The organism is Candidatus Nanosynbacter sp. HMT-352 (assembly GCF_022819365.1).
GTDB lineage: Bacteria > Patescibacteriota > Saccharimonadia > Saccharimonadales > Saccharimonadaceae > Nanosynbacter.
This window is the reverse complement of record NZ_CP089289.1, coordinates 672321-692441: the sequence shown is the minus strand read 5'-3', so window position 1 is coordinate 692441 and position 20121 is coordinate 672321. Positions and strand designations below refer to the sequence as shown.

General features: G+C 43.3%; 19 protein-coding genes and 1 tRNA gene. 13 read left to right on the top strand and 7 right to left on the bottom strand.

Going from position 1 to position 20121, the window contains the following annotated elements:
* From LRM49_RS03660 to tsaD, 3 genes are all read right to left on the bottom strand, one after another.
* On the bottom strand, nt 1-2556 hold the full coding sequence (locus LRM49_RS03660) for a valine--tRNA ligase (protein WP_243777831.1): 2556 nt from the start codon (nt 2554-2556) through the stop codon (nt 1-3).
* 162 nt (nt 2557-2718) lie between these two features.
* Nucleotides 2719-3645: a lipid II:glycine glycyltransferase FemX gene (locus LRM49_RS03655; RefSeq protein WP_243777830.1), complete on the bottom strand. Its 927-nt coding sequence runs from the start codon at nt 3643-3645 to the stop codon at nt 2719-2721.
* An 18-nt stretch (nt 3646-3663) separates the two neighbouring features.
* Nucleotides 3664-4734, bottom strand: a complete 1071-nt coding sequence (tsaD, locus tag LRM49_RS03650; protein ID WP_243777829.1) for a tRNA (adenosine(37)-N6)-threonylcarbamoyltransferase complex transferase subunit TsaD — start codon at nt 4732-4734, stop codon at nt 3664-3666.
* Nucleotides 4735-4775: 41 nt separating this feature from the next.
* Between tsaD and LRM49_RS03645 the strand changes: the two genes are divergently transcribed.
* Nucleotides 4776-6092 (top strand): UDP-N-acetylmuramoyl-L-alanyl-D-glutamate--2,6-diaminopimelate ligase, encoded by a 1317-nt coding sequence (locus LRM49_RS03645; protein ID WP_243777828.1) that lies wholly within the window; start codon nt 4776-4778, stop codon nt 6090-6092.
* Here the strand turns inward: LRM49_RS03645 and LRM49_RS03640 are convergent.
* A complete protein-coding gene (locus tag LRM49_RS03640) occupies nt 6049-7338 on the bottom strand; it encodes a Mur ligase family protein (RefSeq protein WP_243777827.1) in 1290 nt (429 codons plus the stop codon). The two genes, LRM49_RS03645 and LRM49_RS03640, sit on opposite strands and share 44 nt — an antisense overlap.
* 83 nt (nt 7339-7421) lie before the next feature.
* Here LRM49_RS03640 and LRM49_RS03635 point away from each other — a divergent pair, with 83 nt between their 5' ends.
* From LRM49_RS03635 to groL, 4 genes are all read left to right on the top strand, one after another.
* Nucleotides 7422-8306 carry a hypothetical protein gene (locus LRM49_RS03635; RefSeq protein ID WP_243777826.1) on the top strand — a complete coding sequence of 295 codons (885 nt, stop codon included), beginning with the start codon at nt 7422-7424 and terminating at the stop codon, nt 8304-8306.
* Nucleotides 8307-8313: 7 nt separating this feature from the next.
* Nucleotides 8314-8643 carry a hypothetical protein gene (locus tag LRM49_RS03630; RefSeq protein ID WP_243777825.1) on the top strand — a complete coding sequence of 110 codons (330 nt, stop codon included), beginning with the start codon at nt 8314-8316 and terminating at the stop codon, nt 8641-8643.
* 94 nt (nt 8644-8737) lie between these two features.
* Complete coding sequence (locus tag LRM49_RS03625) at nt 8738-9007, top strand: co-chaperone GroES (protein WP_232272958.1); 270 nt, start codon at nt 8738-8740, stop codon at nt 9005-9007.
* Between the two features lie 16 nt (nt 9008-9023).
* Nucleotides 9024-10667, top strand: a complete 1644-nt coding sequence (gene groL / locus LRM49_RS03620) for a chaperonin GroEL (RefSeq protein ID WP_243777824.1) — start codon at nt 9024-9026, stop codon at nt 10665-10667.
* Between the two features lie 61 nt (nt 10668-10728).
* On the opposite strand, the gene LRM49_RS03615 is transcribed toward groL, so the two are convergent.
* A complete protein-coding gene (locus tag LRM49_RS03615) occupies nt 10729-11241 on the bottom strand; it encodes a hypothetical protein (protein ID WP_243777823.1) in 513 nt (170 codons plus the stop codon).
* 77 nt (nt 11242-11318) lie between these two features.
* On the opposite strand from LRM49_RS03615, the gene LRM49_RS03610 reads away from it, so the two are divergent.
* Nucleotides 11319-12359 carry a bifunctional phosphoglucose/phosphomannose isomerase gene (locus LRM49_RS03610; protein ID WP_243777822.1) on the top strand — a complete coding sequence of 347 codons (1041 nt, stop codon included), beginning with the start codon at nt 11319-11321 and terminating at the stop codon, nt 12357-12359.
* Nucleotide 12360: 1 nt separating this feature from the next.
* Here LRM49_RS03610 and LRM49_RS03605 read toward each other — a convergent pair whose 3' ends face one another.
* A complete protein-coding gene (locus LRM49_RS03605) occupies nt 12361-13572 on the bottom strand; it encodes an ABC transporter permease (RefSeq protein ID WP_243777821.1) in 1212 nt (403 codons plus the stop codon).
* A complete protein-coding gene (locus LRM49_RS03600; protein ID WP_129634543.1) occupies nt 13569-14363 on the bottom strand; it encodes an ABC transporter ATP-binding protein in 795 nt (264 codons plus the stop codon). Before LRM49_RS03600 ends, LRM49_RS03605 begins: the two co-directional genes overlap by 4 nt.
* A 78-nt stretch (nt 14364-14441) precedes the next feature.
* Between LRM49_RS03600 and LRM49_RS03595 the strand changes: the two genes are divergently transcribed.
* The 7 genes from LRM49_RS03595 (at nt 14442) to LRM49_RS03565 (ending at nt 20100) form a co-directional block, all read left to right on the top strand.
* Nucleotides 14442-14531 (top strand) — tRNA-Ser (locus tag LRM49_RS03595).
* A gap of 266 nt (nt 14532-14797) precedes the next feature.
* A complete protein-coding gene (locus tag LRM49_RS03590; protein ID WP_243777820.1) occupies nt 14798-17200 on the top strand; it encodes a ribonucleoside-diphosphate reductase subunit alpha in 2403 nt (800 codons plus the stop codon).
* A 14-nt stretch (nt 17201-17214) separates the two neighbouring features.
* Nucleotides 17215-18192: a ribonucleotide-diphosphate reductase subunit beta gene (locus tag LRM49_RS03585; RefSeq protein ID WP_129634551.1), complete on the top strand. Its 978-nt coding sequence runs from the start codon at nt 17215-17217 to the stop codon at nt 18190-18192.
* A 14-nt stretch (nt 18193-18206) separates the two neighbouring features.
* Nucleotides 18207-18602, top strand: coding sequence for a pyridoxamine 5'-phosphate oxidase family protein (locus LRM49_RS03580; RefSeq protein ID WP_165000137.1), 396 nt, complete (start codon nt 18207-18209; stop codon nt 18600-18602).
* A gap of 57 nt (nt 18603-18659) precedes the next feature.
* Entirely contained in the window at nt 18660-18833 is a 174-nt protein-coding gene (locus LRM49_RS03575; RefSeq protein ID WP_165000010.1) for a hypothetical protein, read from the top strand.
* A gap of 62 nt (nt 18834-18895) precedes the next feature.
* Nucleotides 18896-19855, top strand: coding sequence for a hypothetical protein (locus LRM49_RS03570; protein ID WP_243777819.1), 960 nt, complete (start codon nt 18896-18898; stop codon nt 19853-19855).
* An 86-nt stretch (nt 19856-19941) separates the two neighbouring features.
* Entirely contained in the window at nt 19942-20100 is a 159-nt protein-coding gene (locus LRM49_RS03565; protein ID WP_165000039.1) for a hypothetical protein, read from the top strand.
* The last annotated feature ends 21 nt before the right edge of the window (nt 20101-20121 follow it).

Below are 20121 nucleotides of genomic sequence, written 5' to 3'. Positions count from 1 at the left end.
CTATTTTAAGCTAATTACTTCCAGTTCCGAAACAAGCCGAGTAATGATTTTTTCTTGCTCGGCTAATTGCTCGCGAGTTTCCTCGACAAGGTGGGCTGGCGCCTTTTCAACGTAAGTCGGATTTTCCAGGCGCTTCTTTAATCCCGCCAATTTCTGACGTGCTTCGGCTAGGCGCATTTCCAGATTTTCCTGATGTTGATACAGAGTTTCGCTATCAATATCTAGCCACGCTTCCCTGTTTGCAGCCGCCAAACGTAGACCGCGAGGCTGATCTGTGTGTTCAATTGCCTCAAGCCGCATCAGATGCTTAATTGTATCTTGATTGTCGGCGATAAGACTGTCGTTGCCGTATAGCAATCGATATTTCTTATTCCCTGGCAGTTCAGCAATCACCCAACGACCTTCAGCGACCAGAAGCTTAAGTTGCTCGAATTGTTCGGCGGCAATCGGATCAAACTTTTCTGGAGTCGGCCAAGCTTCACGCATCAAAATGCCGTCGGTGTAATTAAGAGTTTGCCAAATAGTTTCCGTAACGAACGGTGCAAACGGATGAGCGATTTTCAAAGAAGTTGCCAAAACCCAAGATAATAACGGACGATTGATCGCCGTTTTAGATGATTCAATGTACCAGTCAGCCACGTCGTCCCAAATAGTGTGGTAAACAGTTTCTGATGCCTCTGAGAAGCGATATTGCTCTATTCTAACAGCAATGTTGTTGGCGGCGTCGTTCAATTGGCGAATAATCCAGTGATCGGCTGGAGTTTGCGGCTCTAAGTCGACAATTTGGTGATTATCGCCAATTTGCGCCTCGACAAACCTGGCAATATTCCATAGCTTATTGCAGAAGTTGCGAGCAGCGATAACAGAGCCGCGGTTAAATGCCTGACTTTGAGCCGGTGCTCGCCCAGCGATAACTCCCATGCGCGTTGCGTCAGATCCGAATTCCGCAACCAATTCCATTGGATTGATAACGTTACCCTTAGACTTGGACATTTTCTGATTGTGCTCATCATTAACCATTCCGTGTAGATAAACTTCTTTGAACGGCAACTTCCCTGTTCGGTATAGACTAAGCATGATCATGCGCGAAACCCATGCGCGCATAATATCCATACCAGTTTCCATCATGTCAGTTGGGAAATAATTAGCTAAATCACCGCCAGTTAAGTAATCTGTTACGATGTATGGCCATTGACCAGATGAGAACCAAGTATCAAAGGTATCCTCTTCCCTGATATATGTTGTGTCATTTACAACAATACTTTGCTCGTTGGTGTGAGTGTCGAATATCCAATCCTTAGGGTCATTTTCATTTACAAACGCAGGAATTGGTATTCCCCATGGAATTTGTCGTGAAATATTCCAGTCTTTCAATTGCTCAAGATATGCGATGAGTTCTTTACGCTTGGATGCTGGATAAAAAGTAATTTCTTCTTTTTTAAGCGCGTCAATTGCTGGCTGTGCGAGTGATTGCGTTTTAATAAACCACTGCTCTTTAATCATTGGCTCAATCACGCTGCCACACTTATAACAATGTCCAACTGCGTGTTCAATTTCAGTTTCGCCGCGGCGTAGCTCTAGCGCCTCCAACGCTTCCAAAACTCGAGCGCGAGCTTCTACTGGCGTTAGCCCTAAGAACTGCGCTGGCACGTTTATCATCTTCCCTTCTGGACTGATGATTGACTCTATAGGCAAATCGTGGCGTTTTGCAATTTCAAAGTCGTTCGGGTCGTGCGCTGGCGTAATCTTAACCGCACCGGTTCCATAGCTCATGTCAACGTATTCGTCCGCGATGATAGGAATTTCCTTATCGACAATTGGCAGTAAAATGCGAGTTCCAACCAATTTTTTGTATCGCTCGTCGTCTGGATGAACCGCCACGGCAACGTCGCCGAGCATAGTTTCTGGGCGCGTAGTAGCTATGATAATCTCGCCAATTTTATCTAATGTCGGGTAAGCTATTTTCCACAACTTCCCTTTCTCGTTCTTATGTTCTACCTCGATGTCGGCAAAGCTGGTTTGGTGTTTGGTACAATAATTGACAATTCGCTCACCTCTGTAAACCAAATTGTCATCCCACATTTTCTTAAATGTGTCGTATACGGTGTTGATAACTTTGTCGTCCAGAGTGAATGTCAAATGCTTCCATGATGCGCTAATACCTAACGCGCGCAATTGCAGCTCCATATTGCCGCGTTTTTCTTGTACAAAATTCCAAACTTGACTATACAATTGGTCACGTGAAAAATCGAAGCGACTCTTCCCTTGCTTCGTCAATTCTCTTTCATACACAACCCAAGTTTCAAACCCAGCATGGTCGGCACCTGGAATAAATACGGCGTCGTCACCCTTCATTCGGTGGTAACGAATCAGAATATCCTTCAAATTCATATCGAGTGCGTGCCCGATATGCAGATTGCCGTTCGCGTTAGGTGGCGGCATAATGATTGAATATGGCTTGCCTACCCCTGTTGGTTCTAATGCGTCACTGGTTTCCCATAGGGCATAAATATTCGGTTCGTAATCGTTTGGTATGTATTGTTTAGCTAGCTGCATAAGTTATTCCATGGTTTTTTCATGTGAAAAAAGACAAAAGAAAACAAAGTAGCTTTTCACGTGCAAAAGCCCTTATTTACGTAATCCTCTAATTTCTCCACATGTTTATATTACATTTTAATTATACCACAAATTTATGTGGTGCTATGGATGAAATTAAGGTTATTTTCTAATCGTTTGATACGCTCGATATAGCCAATATTGAAGCGGCTTCAGTGGCAGCTCCCAAGTCGCTCCAGAATAGACATCTTCGCCGCCGAACGATCGCTTGAATTTCGTAAAGCCAGCCCACGGGTGATTTTTTGGTGCATTTTCAGGAGCAATTCCGTATAAATCGACTTTCTCCATTTGACGATGTTTTGCATCGATTATCGCTTCGGTGAGCAGGGCAGTTCCAGCGTTAAGTTTGCGATATTCTGGCGTAGAATTTGCTGCTGCATGTGCGTAAATTCGAGTTGTTTTTGAGTCGAAAAATAGGGCAGTAGCAATTACTTTATTATCATATGTTGCGTACCAAAATGAAGCATCTTTGGATGGAAGTAGGGAACCAGCTTGCTTATGAAAATATGAATCTGGGTGCGGCGACATGCCGGTTCGTTTGGCAACTTCGTGTATCAATTCTAGGAAATATTTAATATCGTCTGGGTTTTGAGATTGATGAACAGTTACGCCTTTTTTGTGATAATTCCTATAACAATTCCTTACAGGTTGCGCCATACTTGCTATAATCTCTTCCTCTGGTTGCTGGAGATTGATAACGTGTGTATGTTCTGGCTGCAAATGGACATAAGTGGCTTTTTTCCAATGCTCATCAGATAATACCTTAGAGAAGGTGGGTTTAATTGGTCCGACTCTGAGGAAAGTTACGTCTAGTTTTTTGCCGAGTTCTGCTAAGTCTTTTAGCGCCAATCGTAATGCTTCTTCGTTAATAGCGGTTGGACCGAAGGGGCAATATAGGCGAGAATTGCCCGTGCCGTGCTCTAATATTGCGAAATATTCCCATCCTCCACCTCTGTTGTGAAAGACTTTTCGACCGAGAGATTGTTGGAATTTTTCCCAGGCTAATGATTGTAGAAAATGTTGATTCATGTTGTAATCCTCACAACGTTATATTGCTGTCATTGATAAGCTTGGCTGAACTTCCATATCGTATGGATCTGTAGGCTCGTCAATTTGAGATCTGAAATAACCGAGAGTGGCAATCATCGCGGCGTTATCTGTACAGAGTTGAATAGGGGCGTATTCGATGTCAATTGGCAAAGCTTCGCGTAATTGACGGCGCAATTCTTGGTTAGCTGCGACTCCGCCAGCGATCACGACGGAAGCTGGCTGGAAGTTGTCAAACGCCTTTTTGGTTTTATTTACGAGAGTTTTTATGGCTGTATACTGGAAACTCGCTGCCATATTACGTCGTAATTCGTCATCTACGAGCGCTGGAAGCTCATGAGAGGGAAAAGTGAAGTCTTTACCGACTTCGTGCTGAACGGCTCTCAAAACGGCTGTCTTAAGCCCAGAGAAGGAAAAATCGTATTCGCCGGATAATTTGGCGATAGGCAAGTGGAATGCGTGTGGATCGCCAAGTTCAGCGGCTTTGGCGATGGCTGGGCCGCCAGGATACGGCAAACCGATGATTTTAGCAACTTTATCGAATGCTTCGCCAACTGCGTCGTCTTGAGTTTGTCCAATAAGCTGATAATCACCGTGATTTTTGAATAGGACAAGTTGTGAATGCCCGCCTGAAACGATCAACGAAAGCATAGGGAATGACGGCTGCTGTTTCGGCAATGTTAGAGATAAATTGTCAGATTGCTTATTGATAAAATTGGCGTACACGTGAGCTTCTACGTGATGAATCTTAAAGAGCGGCTTATTATGGATAATAGCGAGAGTTCTAGCGGCGAGAGTGCCGATTAATAGCGAGCCAATAAGCCCCGGCGCGTAAGTAACAGCGATGGCGTCGATATCATCCCAAGTGCAATTTGCGTCAGACAAAGCTTTTTTAATGACGGGATTTACAACTTCCAAATGACTACGAGCGGCAATTTCTGGAATAACTCCGCCGTATTCTGCATGAATATCAATTTGAGAATTGACGACATTCGAAAGCAAGCGTTCGCCATCTTCAACTATTGACGCCGCTGTTTCGTCGCAACTGGATTCAATTCCCAAAATCCTCATTTGTTTTTATTATAGCAAATATAAGTGGTAAAATGGGTATTATGAAAAACGAGTTGGTAAAAATTGCTAGAAAAACGCTACCTCAAGGAGCTTTGGAGAAAACCGAAAACGCCTATAGAGTTGCGCGCACGAAGATGATTAGCTTAAGGTATGGCAATCCAGCTCGTGGCTTGAGAATTATCGCAGTAACAGGGACGAACGGGAAAACTACGACCGCTTGTTATATCAATGAGATCTTGAAAGAGGCTGGCTTTAAGACCGCGTTATTTACGACGGCGGTGATTGAAATTGCTGGTAAGGAAAAGATAAATGATTTGAATGCGACAGTTCCGACTGTAGCAAGGCTGTTTAGCTTTTTTCAGACAGCTCAGCGTGAAGGTGTGGAATATGTGATTTTAGAGGCGACAAGTCACGCTTTATCGCAGCATAAATTTGACGGCGTGCCAATTGAGGCGGCGGTGATGACTAATTTGACCCAAGACCATTTGGATTATCACAAAACGATGGAAGCTTACGCGGCAGCTAAGGCTAAATTATTTGAGAAAAAGCCAAAATATATCGTGCTGAATCGTGATGACGAGTGGTTTGAATATTTTGACAAGTTTACGGCTTCTGGCGAGAAAATGACTTACGGGACGAATCCGGAAGCTGAAGCTCACTTAACGCACGTTAAGTTATATAAAAAGGGAACAGAGGCGAGTTTACTGATTGATCATCAAACTCATTTGGAGTTGGCGACTAATTTGCCTGGCGAATTTAACGTGATGAATATGTCGGCTGCGGTGTCGTTGGCATATTTGTTGGGGATAAAGTTGGAAGATATTCAAGAGGGCGTGGCGAACTTGGAAGCGATTCCTGGACGATTCGAGCGAGTAGAAAATAAGCTTGGAATTGATATTATTGTGGATTATGCGCACACGCCAGACGCGTTGGAAAAATTGCTAAAAACCACTCATAAAATTACCAAGGGGCGATTAACTTTGGTGTTTGGTGCGTGCGGCGACAGAGATAAGACAAAGCGTCCAATTATGGGCGAGCTGGCGGCTAATTTGGCGGATAGGATTTTCCTGACTGACGAGGAAAGCTACAACGAAAATCCAGATGAAATTCGGGCTATGATTCGTCAGGGAATTGAGAAAACGAAAAAGGCTCATAAAATGACGGAAATTGCTGATCGAAAACAGGCGATTTATCAAGCTCTGAGGTCGGCTGTTCGTGGCGATACGGTTCTGATTACGGGTATGGGTCATGAGCAGTACCGAATTGTGAATGGCAAGCGAATTCCGTGGAATGACAAGAAGGTCGTTCAGGAAATTATTTCTGAGATTGAGAAAAAGAGTCGTAAAATTTCGCTTTAATCTGTTTCCAGCTTTGTGATTGGCGAACTAATTTTTCTGCATCGCTTGGGTCGAGTAGCAATTCTTTCACGGCGTCTTCAAGGTAAATGCCGCCCTGCGAGCCTTTGAATAGAATTGTCGTATCTTTAATGTCGCTGTTTTTCAGGAATTTTCCATCTTCAAGCGCCGTATCAAAAGAAATTACTTTACAGCCATTTTTTTCAGCGATTGGTGCGAGGTGTTTCTTTGTCATTTTACCGACGGTGATGAGCAATTCTAACTGTTTAGGGTCACAAATTTCGCCGATTTTTTTATGCTCCGATTCGGACGTTTCGCCCAATTCATTCATATCGCCCAATACGGCAATTTTATGATTGGCAGAGATGGAATAGAGCGTTTTTAGCGAATTTTCCATGGCAATAGGACTGGCGTTGTAAGTGTCGTCCAGTAATATACAGCCGCGTATGCCGCGTAAAATATTCATTCTTCCTGAAACTGGTTTGATTTTTGTTAAAGCCGCCGCAACTTCTTCAATGTTCATTCCGCAAGCTAACCCCGCCGCCGCCGCGCCAGTGATTGAGCGGATGTTGTGTTTGCCTAATACGGAAATATTTATGTCCTGAGAAGTTTCTTCGGAGCATTTCAGATTGACAATACAGCCAGTATCTGTAGTCTTTTTAATTTCCAGGAAAACATCAGCGGATTCGTCGCCGTAACTTATGCGATTTCCAACTATGAGATTATGATATTTTTCATCTATATCGTGAAGGTTGAAGATGGTTTTTTTAGCGACTTGGCTAATGGACAATTCCTCATGAGCTACCGTATCCATATTCTTGAAAAATTCCATATGCTCAGGAGCAACAGAGGTAATTATGGCAATGTCGGGTTGAATGTAGCACATAAAAGTAGCCATTTCACCAGGGCAATCAATACCACATTCTTGAATTATTATATCTGGAGATTCGGGGTTTTTTATGCTGGCGTGTGCGTCGGAGAAAACTTTTAGCCAGGCTAGGGGGGATTTGGCGTTTTTTGGTCCGTCTACGCCTAAGATTTCCAACGGCGCACTTAAGGTTGTGTTCAAATTGCCACGACTATGGCGCACGGTGAATTTTTCTGATAGAACAGTGGCGGTTGCTGATTTTACGCTAGTTTTACCAACGCTGCCGACTACGGCAATTAGTTTGGTGTCAGGATGAGATTTAAGATATTTTTTTACATAAGAGCCGAGAATTGTTTCTAAGAGATGTTTGAATAATTGCATGGAGTTATTATAACAGATTGAGGAATAGTAGGGAGAAGGGTGTGGGGTTGCTTTTTTATTGATTTTATGGTATTATAGCAATTATGAATACAGGCAGATCCAATAGAGAGCGAATGAGATTGAGTGAGACTGCTGCTGAGGTCATGAGATCTTCTGAGTATATGGAAGTACAAGATCATATACGCTCAAAGATACGCCAAAAGTTAGGCGAGACGGCATTAGAAATGGTATGGGCAAAGCGGTTTGCTGTGTCTGAAGCTATAGATATTCAGCGTAGTAAACAAGAAAGTCGATATGAAACAGACGAAGACAGAACTCGGAAATTCCTACAAATTATGCCGCATTGGCTTAATGCTCAGTATAAGCTTGATAAGCATAATAGTGATATGTCTCGCGAAGAGATAAAAAAGTGTAAAGAAACAGTTACGACATTCAATAAAATCATACGTACTATGATAGATGAAGAGCAGTGTAGTAGTATGAAGGAAACTATGGATTCCATCAATGAGGTTATGTTAATGCTTAATTATACTCGCTCGGAGATTGAGTACGCTAGACAGTCGTTTTATGCTGTGATTCAGGGAATGCGCCATGAAATTGCTGCTGAAAGTGCCTTAAACTGGACTCCGGGAGTTGAACTTGCTGAAATGACTAGTACTGAAGATGATCTTAATGGAGGAGATATTCATGTTTACTATGTTGATGATCAAGGCGAAAGGTTTGAATTTTACATTGATATAAAAGCGACTAAAATTTCTGCCTATAAGGCAAATGAAAGGAATCGTAGGCCGGGTTATTATGTAAGCTGGTCGGGATTTGATGATGATGATTTTTGTGGTAGAGTGCTTCCTGAAGACAGAACTATCAAGAGTAAATGTTCTTACTATGAGAAAAAAATTAAGGAAATAGTTGCCGCTGAAAGGCAAAGGCGTAGCAAAGCTCAAAGAACGCTGGGAAGGGCAGTCTAGGTAGGGTATGAAAGCTTATAAAGTTATTGACCCAGATACTCTTCCGAAGCTTGATGCTAAATTGCGTGCTAATCCGTTTGGCTCAGGATTTACAATGACGATTGAGGAGGACTTTGGTGGTAATGCTATTGCAAAAAGAAGAGGTATTGTTCCTGAGAAAAAGGAAGTTATCTTTTCACCTACTTCTATTGATGTTGGGAAGAGCAGTGAAAATACCAGAATTATTATGATAATGGGGGAAGTTGCTATTAAGAATGATGTTTTTACGGGAAGAATCTATGCATCGGAAGAAGGTGATGATGGTGATGATAATTTCCCTGAGCTACTAATCGTATAATACTGAATAATATCTAGATAATTAGCACTCACACTTGACGAGTGCTAAATTAGTGCGTTACAATAGATACGTTGTTAACGAAATGGAGGATAACGTGAGTACACCTATTAAGCCTCTTGGCGACCGTGTTGTAGCGGTGCGTGAAGAAGCAAAGACTCAGACAGCGAGCGGAATTTACTTGCCTGATAACGCTAAAGAAAAGCCAGTAGTTGCGGAAGTTAAAGCAGTTGGTGGCGACGTGAAGAATGTCAAAGTCGGTGATCGGATTGTCTATAAAGAATATTCGACTACGGATTTGAAAATTGATGGCACGGAATATTTGGTTGTTCGCGAAGAAGATATTTTAGCAACGGTTGTTGGATAAAAAGGGGAGTTTAACTATGGCAAAAAAAGTTTTTTATGATGACGATGCGCGAAATCGCGTGCTTGGCGGAGCTAAATCGCTATATGACGCAGTTAAAGTAACTTACGGTCCGAAGGGTCGCAACGTTGTGATTGCGAAGGGTTTTGGCGGTCCAACGGTTACTCATGACGGCGTAACTGTGGCTGAAGGAATTGAATTGCCAGAAAACGATGACGAAACGCTGGGCTATAAAGTCGGTGCCGATTTAATCAAGCAGGCCGCTAAGAACTTGAACAAGCAAGCAGGCGACGGCACAACGACCGTAACGGTGTTGACATACTCGATTTTGAAAGAGGCAAATCGATTGATTGCGGCTGGACACAATCCGATGGAGCTTAGGAAAGGCATCGAGCAAGCTGGCGCGGAAATTGTTAAAGAATTGAACAAATTGGCTGAGTCGATTGAAGGTAAGTCTGATCGCGTGGCTGAAGTCGCTACGATTTCGGCGGGAGATGCGGAAATTGGTAAATTGATTGCTGGCGTGATTGAGAAAGTTGGTAAAGATGGCGTGGTTACTGTTGAGGCTGGTCAAGGCCTGGAACTGGAAGCTGAAGTTGTCGAAGGTTTTAGCTTGGACAAGGGTTGGGTGAGTCCGTTCTTTGTTACTGACGCGGGTCGCCAGGAAGCTGTGTACGAAAAGCCAGCAATTCTAATCACCGACAAGAAGATTTCTAGCGTGCAGGAATTCTTGCCAATGTTGGAAAAATTGGCACAAAGTGGTAAGAAAGACGTGGTTTTGATTGCTGACGAAGTTGAAGGCGAAGCATTGAGTATTTTGGTTCTGAACAAGCTGAAGGGCGTATTCAACACCGTAGCCGTTAAGGCGCCAAGTTTCGGTGATCGTCGTAAAGATGTTCTTCGTGATATCGCTGTGCTGACTGGTGCAACTGTGATTTCTGAAGATCACGGATTGACATTCGAAAACGCTGGCTTGGAAGTTTTGGGCTCGGCACGTAAGGTTATTGTTGGTAAAGACGAAACAACAATTATCGAAGGCGCGGGCAAACCTTCAGGTGTGAAAGAGCGAATTGCTGAGATTAAATCGCTTTCAGAGAATGCTTCAAGTGAGTATGAAAAAGAGCAATTCGACAAGCGTGCCGCGGCATTATCTGGCAAGGTTGCGGTTATTAAAGTCGGTGGTGCGACTGAGACGGAGATTGACGAGAAGAAATTCCGCGTTGATGACGCCGTGGCGGCTACTAAGGCGGCTTTGGCTGAGGGAATTGTCGCTGGTGGCGGCGTAACTTTGGTCAATTTGGCTGGCAATCTAAAAGTTAGCGGCGCGGATAGTTTGTCGGTTGGTCGACAAATCTTGAAGGATGCTCTGAAGCAACCGTTCTTGCAGATTATGAAAAATGCTGGGTTGAATGCCGATGCGTTGCTTGCTCAAGTTGAATCTGGCAAACCTGGGTTCGGTGTTAACGTTATGAAGCCAGAAGATGGTCTGATTGACGTGAAGAAGGCTGGTGTTATTGATCCAGCTCGTGTGACTAAAGAAGCTGTTCAAAATGCGGTGTCAATTGCGTCAACTGCGGCAACTATGGGCGCTTTGGTGGTTGATATTCCAGAGGCTGAAGTTGCAGCTGCTCCTGGCGGTATGCCGGGAATGGGTATGATGTAAATCTGCCCCGAGCAATAAAAATCCCGCCGAAAATGGCGGGTTTTTATTTTGGAGAAATGACTTAACGAGGATTTGAGAAATAGTCGATCTCTTTAATGATATCCAGTAGAGCCTGAGCGCGGCGAGCTTCGTCGACAATAGCTATGGCAGCGTCGTGTGCCGGCGCGATCAGAGTTTTATCGTCCGTAGAACGAAGAAGTAGTAGGTAAGTGTCAAACTTTTCCTCTGGAGAAACATCCAGCTTGTCGACTAATGGGCGCAACTCGTTCAGGGCAGTTTGCTTAATAGTATCAAGCGCAGGATCTGCGGCTATAGCTGGAGCTGGTGCGCTAACTGTTGGAGTTGGCATAACTGGCTCTGGGGCGGCGGGCTTCGCTATATCATCAATAGCAGGCTCATCGTTCTGATCTGTAGCGACAGGATCCGGTGAGATGGTTGCAGGATTAATTACAGGTGAAGCTGTAGCATTTGTCTCTTCGAATTGTAAATTATTGTCTGTACCTTGTGACACACCAGCTAATACCTTAGCCAGTTCTTGGTCGTCACTGAATGATTGATTAGCTTGAGAATCCATTATAACCCACCTTATATATTAAATTGTTTAAGCTTATATATGTTACACTATAACATGAGTTAATCAAGGAGCGCAAGATGTTAGATAATATGAATGTGATAAAACAATACGATCCAGGCGACGTTTTAAGCGGCGTTTTGAATATTCCAGAACAAGCTCGATATGAAGTGTCGATTCACGAAGGTGCGAATCAGCGTCGAGATTTTAAGAATATTGTGATCGCGGGAATGGGCGGTTCGGCTTTAGCGGCTGATATGGTTCGAGTTTTGACCGCGGGCTGGTTGCATATTCCGCTTGAAGTGGTGAAGGGCTATGATTTGCCGGGATTTGTGAGCGAGGAAACATTGGTTATTGCGGTTAGTCATTCGGGCAATACTGAGGAAACTCTGAGTTGCTATCAGCAAGCATTGGAAAAGAAGGCGTGTTTGGCAGCTATGTCGACTGGCGGAGCGTTGATTGAGCGAGCGAAGAATGACAACGTAACTTACGCTCAAGTTCCAGCTGGCGCGCAGCCGCGAATGTCGACGGTTTATCATCTGCGAGGATTGTTGAAACTATTGCAACATTTTTGGGTGATTGATAATGATTTGTATGATCAGGTGAAAAATAGTGCTGATTGGTTGGCGAGCGAAATATCTAATTGGACAGCTAAAATGCCAGAAGCTGATAATTTGGCGAAGCAAATTGCGAAATTAACAATTGGCAAGACGTTGGTTGTTTTTGGCGGTGAATTGACTTGGCCGCTGGCGTATAAGTGGAAAATTAGCTGGAATGAATCGGCGAAGAATTTGGCGTTCTCGAATCAATATCCAGAATTTAATCATAACGAGTTCATTGGCTGGTCGTCGCATCCAGTAGAGAAGCCATTTACGGTTTTTGATATTCGTAGCAATTTGGAGCGGGACAGAATCCGCGAGCGAATGGAGCTGAGCGACCGACTGTTGAGTGGCAAGCGACCAAAGGCGCACGTACTGGAACTTCGAGGAAAGACGCTTATGGAGCAATTGCTGTGGGGATTGGTGCTGGCTGACGCGGCTAGTATTTACACAGCCATTCTCAATGGAGTTAATCCTGGTCCAGTTCAGTTGATTGAAAAATTGAAAGCGGAACTTAGCTAATTTAATATCGTAGAGATTCGATTGGGTCGCGTCTGGTGGCGCGGGCTGCTGGATATACGCCAGAAATTACGCCGATGATTATTGATAGTCCAATTGATAAGACGGCTGTTTGCCAATAAATATAAGGCGTGAGCGGCAAGTATAAGCTGGCAATATAAGCTCCCGCCAAGCCTAACCCGTAGCCCAATATTCCGCCGAGGAATCCTATGATCGCTGCCTCGATTAAGAATTGATTGATGATGTCCCAGCCTGTGGCGCCGACGGCTCGTCTGACGCCGACTTCACGCTGACGCTCAGCGACATTGACAAGCATCACGTTCATGACGCCTATTCCACCAATTAACAGAGAAATAATGCCGATGACAGTTAAGATTATCGAGAGAAACCTCGCGACATTAGACTTCTTTTCGTTTATCTCTTCGCCAGAAACGATTCGATAATTCTTATCGCTATCATGATTCTTCTTCAAAATATCGTCAGCCGATTTTATGACTGAATTGAGATTTTTATGATCTTTGGTAGTCACGATGATTTGCTGAATTTGCGGCGTTCCTTGGGTGAATTTTTTAATCACGGACAATGGAATAATGGCGGCGTTATTAAAATTCACGTCCAAATAACTGGCTGGATTTTCAATATTTTTTAACACGCCAACAACAGTTAACGGTTGATTTCGGATGTAAATAACGTTTCCGATGGACCTTTCGGTGCCGAACAAATCGACCGACAATTGCTGACCGACAACAACTCCGCCGATGTCGTTGATAAATTGTCCAGTAGCAATTTGCAAATTGGCGACGTCTTTTAGCGATTCCGTACTGCCGATTAACGCGGCGTTTTGGATATCGACTTTACCTTCGCGGGCGCGCAGCTCGGCGTGCAGGAAAGCAATTGGCGCGGCTTTCGTATTGGCAATTTTTCCTATATCTCTGGTGTCCGTTTCAGTCAATGTGTTGACCGTCGTCGTGTTGTCGGATTCGGTCAGCAGATTCGGAACGGCTTTTTGATTGCCAGACTTAACAATGGCGACAGGAGTGTCTGATTGGTTGGAATTGTCGCCGAATAGGTGATTAAATCCGCCAGCTAGAGATAGAACCATGGTGATGCTGGCGATGCCAATAGCTACGCCTACAATTGTCAAAAATGTTCGTCCACGATTAGCTCGTAGCGCCTGAGTAGCGTTCTCAAAATGATTTTTTACTAATATTTTCACGATTTTTTCGCCCTCGATTTCTTTGAAGATTTTTGCTTCTTAGGTTTTTCTTCTTTTTCATCGTCTACAATTAACTTCTTAGTGAACTTGCGCTTTTCCTTATGTTCGTCGGTGTCGATTTTTCCGTCCAACATAGTGATGACGCGACTGGCATAATGAGTCAATTCTGGGTTGTGAGTAACCATAATTATAGTATTGCCGCGACGATGTAGGTCGGACAATTCTTCCATAATGAGATGACTCGATTTGCTATCCAAATTTCCTGTTGGTTCGTCGGCTAAGATAATTGACGGGCTATTAACCAACGCTCTGGCAATTGCTACGCGCTGAACCTGACCGCCAGATAATTGATGCGGCATATAATATTCGCGCTGTCCCAGATGAAAAGTTTTCAAAATGCGGCTAGCTTCCTGAAGCCGTTTGACTTTCCCGAGTCCTTTATACGTTAACGGCAACGCCACGTTTTCAATTACAGTCAGGCGAGGGATAAGATTGAAATTCTGGAAAACGAAGCCGATGTGTTTGGAGCGAATTTTGGCGCGTCGTCGTGAGCTGAGATTATCGACAGCGACATCGTCCAGATAATATTCGCCCTCTGACGGCTGGTCTAATAGTCCAAGGGTGTTTAATAAAGTAGTTTTTCCGCAACCGCTTGGTCCCATAATAGCAATAAACTCGCCCTTTTTAACGGTTAAATCGACGTTATCTAAGGCACGAATCTCAGCATCACCAAAGCCAAATTTTTTGGTGACATTAACAAGCCTAATACGTGGTGGAATAGTTTCTTTCATCTTTGACTTATTATAGAGAATGAATGTTGGTAAGTGCAACCATAAGGGGCAATAAAGTTGTGGTATAATTATCAACAAGGAAGGGTGCAGGAGTGGTTGAACTGGCACGCCTGGAACGCGTGTAACGGAGCAATCTGTTCGAGGGTTCGAATCCCTCTCCTTCCGCCAAGAGAATAATAAACCGACAGGACGTAGAGCTTGTCGGTATTTTTTGTTAAAAAATCGTAGACAGGGGCGGCTCATCTGGTCGTGAAATAAATAGGTTGTAATTTTTACTAAATAGCTTGCAAAACACTAGATATAGCGGCTATAGTTATTATTGTACGCTATATATATAGCGAGCCCATAAATAAACAAAAACACAAGCTACAAAGATAAGCCACCAGATGAGGTGCTGGTGGTTTGTTTTTAAGAGGGGAAATTAAGGAGGGTATGTGAAAGAAATTAACGTAGTTAAACGTGACGGAACAAAAGAGCCGTTTGATGCAAATAAAATTAATACGGCTATTTTAAAGGCATGCGAGGGCTTGCCGGACCAAATCTCTAAGGTCGTTCAGGTGGCAACTGAATTGCAATTGACGCTATTTGATGGAATTACAACCGAACAGCTAGACGAGGCTGTCATTCAAACGGTGCTCCAAAATGTTAAAGATGATCCAGATTACGATAAAATCGCGGCACGATTATTACTGAAAACTGTCTATAAGCAGATTTTGGGCGATTACGAGACGGCGGAAGAATTGAAAAAGCTTCATGCGCGCGAATTCCCGAAGTTCGTTAAGGCGGCGGTGAAAGAAGGATTGTTGGATAAGCGCATGGCTGACGGTCGATTTGACTTGAAAAAGCTGGCGGCGGAACTTGATCCAGCACGTGATGATTTGAGTAAATATTTGGGTGTGGTGACTAATAAAAATCGCTATGCTCTTCGCAAGCAAAACGGCTCGCCAATTGAAACACCTCAGTTTACGCACATGCGTATTGCTATGGGACTTAGCTATAACGAATCTGACCCAACGACTGCAGCGATTGAGTTTTATAATCACATGAGTAATTTGGAGTACGTTCCGGGTGGTTCGACGCGAGTTAATGCTGGAGGTTCGTTCCCGCAGCTCAGTAACTGTTTCTTGCTTAATGTCGATGATGATATGGAATCAATTGCTAAGGCTGTTCGCGACACAATGTGGATCGCTAAAGGCACGGGCGGAATTGGCATTGGTTTTACGAAGCTACGTGCGGCGGGTAGTCCAGTTAAAACCACCAACACTGAATCGACTGGACCGATTCCATTTATGAAGATGATTGATACGGCGCTTTTTGCGGTTTCTCGTAAGGGTAAAAAGGCTGGTGCGGCTGCAATTTACATGGAAAACTGGCACCTGAATTTTGATCAATTTGTCGATCTTCGTCAAAACTCTGGCGATCCATATTTACGAACCAGATTTGCAAATACCGCGGTATTTATCTCTGACGAATTTATGAAGCGAGTAGAAAAAGACCAAGATTGGTATTTGTTTGATCCAGCGGAAACTCCAGATTTGACGGAATTATATGGTGAAGCGTTTTCGGCGCGATATAAAGAATATATCAAGATGGCGGAAGCTGGGAAGTTGCGAACGTTTGATAAAGTTCCAGCTCGTCAGCAATTTAAGCGCATTTTGACTAGCCTACAAGCAACTTCGCATCCGTGGCTAACTTGGAAAGATACAATTAACGTGCGTGCGTTAAATAACAATACGGGCACAATTCACCTCAGTAACTTGTGTACGGAAATTACATTGCCGCAGGATAAAAACAATATTGCGACGTGTAATTTGGTGAGTATCAATTTGTCGGCGTTTCTTAGCGAGGATAAGACTTGGGATTGGGACAGATTGAAAGAGGCGGCTCGTGCGGCTGTGCGACAATTGGACAATTTGTGTGACATCACTCAAACGCCAATTCCAGAAGCGATGCATTCGAATCAGCAAACTCGAGCGATTGGCCTTGGGATTATGGGTCTTTCTGACGTGCTGGAAAAGTTGGGCTATTGCTACGAATCGAAAGAAGCGTATGATTTGGTTGATCAATTGACGGAGTTCATTAGCTACCATGCCATTGATCAATCGGCTGATTTGGCAAAAGAACTGGGCAGCTATCCAACATTCGCGGGTAGTGGTTGGAGCAAGGGAATTCTTCCAATTGATACGGTTGATAAGCTATCAAAAGATCGCGGCGTGAAGGTGAAAATAGATCAAAAGACGCGACTGGACTGGGATGGTTTGCGAAAGAAGGTGAAGAAGGGAATGCGAAATGCGACGTTGATGGCAATTGCGCCGACGGCTAACATTGGTCACGTGGCGGGAACGACCCCTGGAATTGATCCGCAATTTGCGCAGATTTTCAGTCGCTCGACTTTGAATGGTAAGTTTTTGGAAGTGAACCATAATTTAGTTCGCGATTTGAAGAAGCTTGGTTTGTGGGACAATTTGAAGGATGAGATTTTTGCGGCACAGGGCGATATTCAAGATATTGACGGTATTCCTCAGAATATCAAGGATGTTTATAAAACAAGTTTCCAGCTTAGCCCGTACGCGTTTATTGAAGTGGCGGCCAGGGCTCAGAAGTGGGTCGATCAGGCGATTTCTCGAAATATGTACCTGGAGACGCGAGATATTGATGAATATGTGAAGATTTATTCAGAAGCGTGGAAGCGTGGATTAAAGACGACATATTATTTGCATGTTAAGCCGCGTCATCAGTCGGAGCAAACGACAGTTTCAGTTGATAAAATTGCAGAACAAAAAGTCCGCACAAATAGTAAAGTGCGCGGATTTGGATTTGCGAAAATTAATAAATAAAGGAGGAAATTAAGATGGGAATTTTAGGTTCAGGATTACGCGATGGATTGTCACTTCACCCAATTCGTTACCCTTGGGCGTACGATCTTTATAATCAAGCAGTGGCTAACACGTGGTTTCCAAACGAAGTTCAATTAGTTCAAGATTTGGCAGATTTTGAAAAATTGTCAGACGATGAAAAACACGCATTGAAAACGGTTATTAGCTATTTGAATCCAAACGAGCTATTGATCAATAAATCGTTAGCGTTCGGTATTTATCCATACGTGAACGCGGCGGAAGCTCAACTATACTTGTCAAAACAGATGTGGGAAGAAGCTAATCACTTCATGACATTTGAATACATTATTGAAACATTTCCATTTGATCGCGAGGAGATTTACGCTGCGGGCTTTGGTAAAAAGTCGTTGGCTGATAAGGCCGACTTCCAAAATAAGCATTTGGATGTGATGCTTGATCCGAATTTGGATATTTATTCGCTGGAAGGTAAGAAAGACTTCGTTAGGTCTTTGGTGGCATATAACATTGTGCTTGAGGGAATTTGGTTCTATTCAGGCTTTATGGTTGGCATGAGTTTCCGTCAGCGTAATTTATTGCGCAATGTTGGCTCACTGCTGGACTGGATTACTCGCGATGAAAATCTTCACTTGACGTTTGGTATCAATCTACTTTTGACAATTTTGGACGAAAATCCAGAATTGCAAACGCAGGAATTCGCAGAGGAAATTCGCAACTTGATTTTGCAAGCGGTAGAACTTGAGAAGGCTTACAATAAGGATATGCTACCAAAGGGAATTTTGGGATTGAATGCTGATTATGTCAATCAGTATGTTATGCATATGACCGACCGACGCTTGCAAGAATTAGGTTTTGAACCTGAATATAATGTGCCAAATCCAGCCAAATGGATGGCAGCTGCCAATGATACGCTGGAATTGGTGAATTTCTTTGAAAGCACAAACACTAGTTACGAAGTTAATACCACGAAGTAATGGGAGTTGATGATATGAACGAATTAGCGAAAGAAATATTAGATACAGTCGAAGTTGGTGCGTTGGCGACGGTGAATGTTGATAGAACTCCTTTGGTGACGCCGCTGCACTTTGCGCGTTTTGGTAATTCTATAATTTGGATATCAGAGCCGACTGCGCGCCATTCAGAAAATGCGTTTCGAAACGGTAAGGCGGAATTTGTGGTTTGGGATGATAAAAAGCGAGCAGTTTTCTTAAAAACTAACGTGACTGAACTCCCAGAATCTGAGAAAGAGGCGGCAATGGCGGCTTATAAAGAGAAGTTGGCTGATTTTATGCCACGTTGTCAAAATCCGCAAATATACGTTGCGCCAATAGGTGAACTTGATGAAAAAACTACAACGGGCAATTGGCTGCATTTTATTGCATAAGCACTATATCTAGCGTAAAATTAGTTAAGTAACTACTAAATATAGGGGAAAATGAAAATGAATGCGAATCAAATTATTACTGATGACATGACTTTGGAAGAAAAATTGAGTGCCATTGATGCAGCTCTTAAAGCGGCGCAAGAAGCGGCTGATGATCAAGCAAAGTCGAACGGCACTGTTGCGGCACCAGTTGACCCAGCAAGTTTGACTATTTGTGACGGTTGCGAATAAGGTCCACCGGCAGATCTGATTATTGACAATATAGTGCTTTATATTGTATAATTAAGAGTATCATGAAAACAATTGAGACTTTTTCAGGATCTGAGGCTATGAAAGAAATTGAGCCACAGAGAGAGGGTTTTTCTCTGTCGGTTGCGCTTGGTTCTCTTAAGAAATGGGTGTGTGGTAGACGAGAAAAGCACGGCAAACCTTTTGGATTAACTAACAATTCAGCGGTAGAAAAACTTGAGGCAGCTGGAGAAGAATTGGGATTGCCAGAAACAGACGTTCGGCTTTCCTCTGGACTTAAGCTATTGATGGGCTTAATGCATGGCAAAAAGGAAGTTGAAATAATTGGCGAAGATATCTTAATTGAAGCCGCCAAAAAGGCCAAAGAAGAAGGCAAGGGAAGTGTTATAGCACCAACACATTTCAATGGAGAGGATGTTCCTACGGCTAGTTATTTGGCGTCTCTGTTGAACAAAATTAATATTGGCGTAGCGTCGACTAATAGAGATTGGATTAAGAAGGGCGTTGGCGGAATCAACTTAGAAGCTATACAGTATCTTGCGTTTGGCGCTAAAAACTTTTTTGGTGTGCCATATGAATGGGTAGATAAAAAGAGTAAAAAACCAGTTCACTTTTCAACAGACCATTACGAAGAAGCGGTTAAATTTGTTGAGGATGGTGGATCCTTGGTTTTGGCTGGATACTCAGCGGATGACTCAGTAGGTTCAAAGCCTCGCAGTGAAATGGGCTCTGCAGCGATTCATACGGCATTGAAATCTAGCGCAGACCTGATATTTGTTTATGTGTCGTCAGAGGACAAGAAACTTACTATTAGAGTTATGAAAGATGAAGACGGTATGCTTGCGGCGTTTAGCAATTCATATAGAAAGGCGCTAGAGATGAAGGATTCTGATGCATCCGAGCGTTTATTATCATCATACAAAGAATACTTAAAAGACAGCGAAATAGGTAGGATTATAGCAGAAGAATATAAGCGTCGATCAGATAAAAATAAAGCCAAGTAAGTGGTCGCAAGGTTCTAGTTATTGACAAAATAAAAATAATGTGATATCATTTTACTGTATAAAAAATTAAAACAAAAAGGAATAAAATGGCTGAAGAAAAAGACATTCACGGACTTACCGAAGGCGTATTGAGTCGAGACGATATGTCGGCGTTGACTTACGTATTGCAACACGTTAAGGGCGCCAGTCCAAGTTCGGCGACGAAATTAAGCCTGGAACTGGAAGAGCTTGACGAAACAGCGTAGGGATTTAGCTAGATAATAATC

Bases quoted from the DNA above. Each gene is read 5' to 3' on its own strand.
- LRM49_RS03615 (WP_243777823.1), bottom strand. From the start codon at position 11,241: ATGGATTCTCAAGCTAATCAATCATTCAGTGACGACCAAGAACTGGCT.
- tsaD (WP_243777829.1), bottom strand. From the start codon at position 4,734: ATGAGGATTTTGGGAATTGAATCCAGTTGCGACGAAACAGCGGCGTCA.
- LRM49_RS03660 (WP_243777831.1), bottom strand. From the start codon at position 2,556: ATGCAGCTAGCTAAACAATACATACCAAACGATTACGAACCGAATATT.
- LRM49_RS03580 (WP_165000137.1), top strand. From the start codon at position 18,207: ATGAACGAATTAGCGAAAGAAATATTAGATACAGTCGAAGTTGGTGCG.
- LRM49_RS03575 (WP_165000010.1), top strand. From the start codon at position 18,660: ATGAATGCGAATCAAATTATTACTGATGACATGACTTTGGAAGAAAAA.
- LRM49_RS03635 (WP_243777826.1), top strand. From the start codon at position 7,422: ATGAATACAGGCAGATCCAATAGAGAGCGAATGAGATTGAGTGAGACT.
- LRM49_RS03565 (WP_165000039.1), top strand. From the start codon at position 19,942: ATGGCTGAAGAAAAAGACATTCACGGACTTACCGAAGGCGTATTGAGT.
- groL (WP_243777824.1), top strand. From the start codon at position 9,024: ATGGCAAAAAAAGTTTTTTATGATGACGATGCGCGAAATCGCGTGCTT.
- LRM49_RS03610 (WP_243777822.1), top strand. From the start codon at position 11,319: ATGTTAGATAATATGAATGTGATAAAACAATACGATCCAGGCGACGTT.
- LRM49_RS03630 (WP_243777825.1), top strand. From the start codon at position 8,314: ATGAAAGCTTATAAAGTTATTGACCCAGATACTCTTCCGAAGCTTGAT.
- LRM49_RS03645 (WP_243777828.1), top strand. From the start codon at position 4,776: ATGAAAAACGAGTTGGTAAAAATTGCTAGAAAAACGCTACCTCAAGGA.
- LRM49_RS03640 (WP_243777827.1), bottom strand. From the start codon at position 7,338: ATGCAATTATTCAAACATCTCTTAGAAACAATTCTCGGCTCTTATGTA.
- LRM49_RS03655 (WP_243777830.1), bottom strand. From the start codon at position 3,645: ATGAATCAACATTTTCTACAATCATTAGCCTGGGAAAAATTCCAACAA.
- LRM49_RS03600 (WP_129634543.1), bottom strand. From the start codon at position 14,363: ATGAAAGAAACTATTCCACCACGTATTAGGCTTGTTAATGTCACCAAA.
- LRM49_RS03570 (WP_243777819.1), top strand. From the start codon at position 18,896: ATGAAAACAATTGAGACTTTTTCAGGATCTGAGGCTATGAAAGAAATT.
- LRM49_RS03585 (WP_129634551.1), top strand. From the start codon at position 17,215: ATGGGAATTTTAGGTTCAGGATTACGCGATGGATTGTCACTTCACCCA.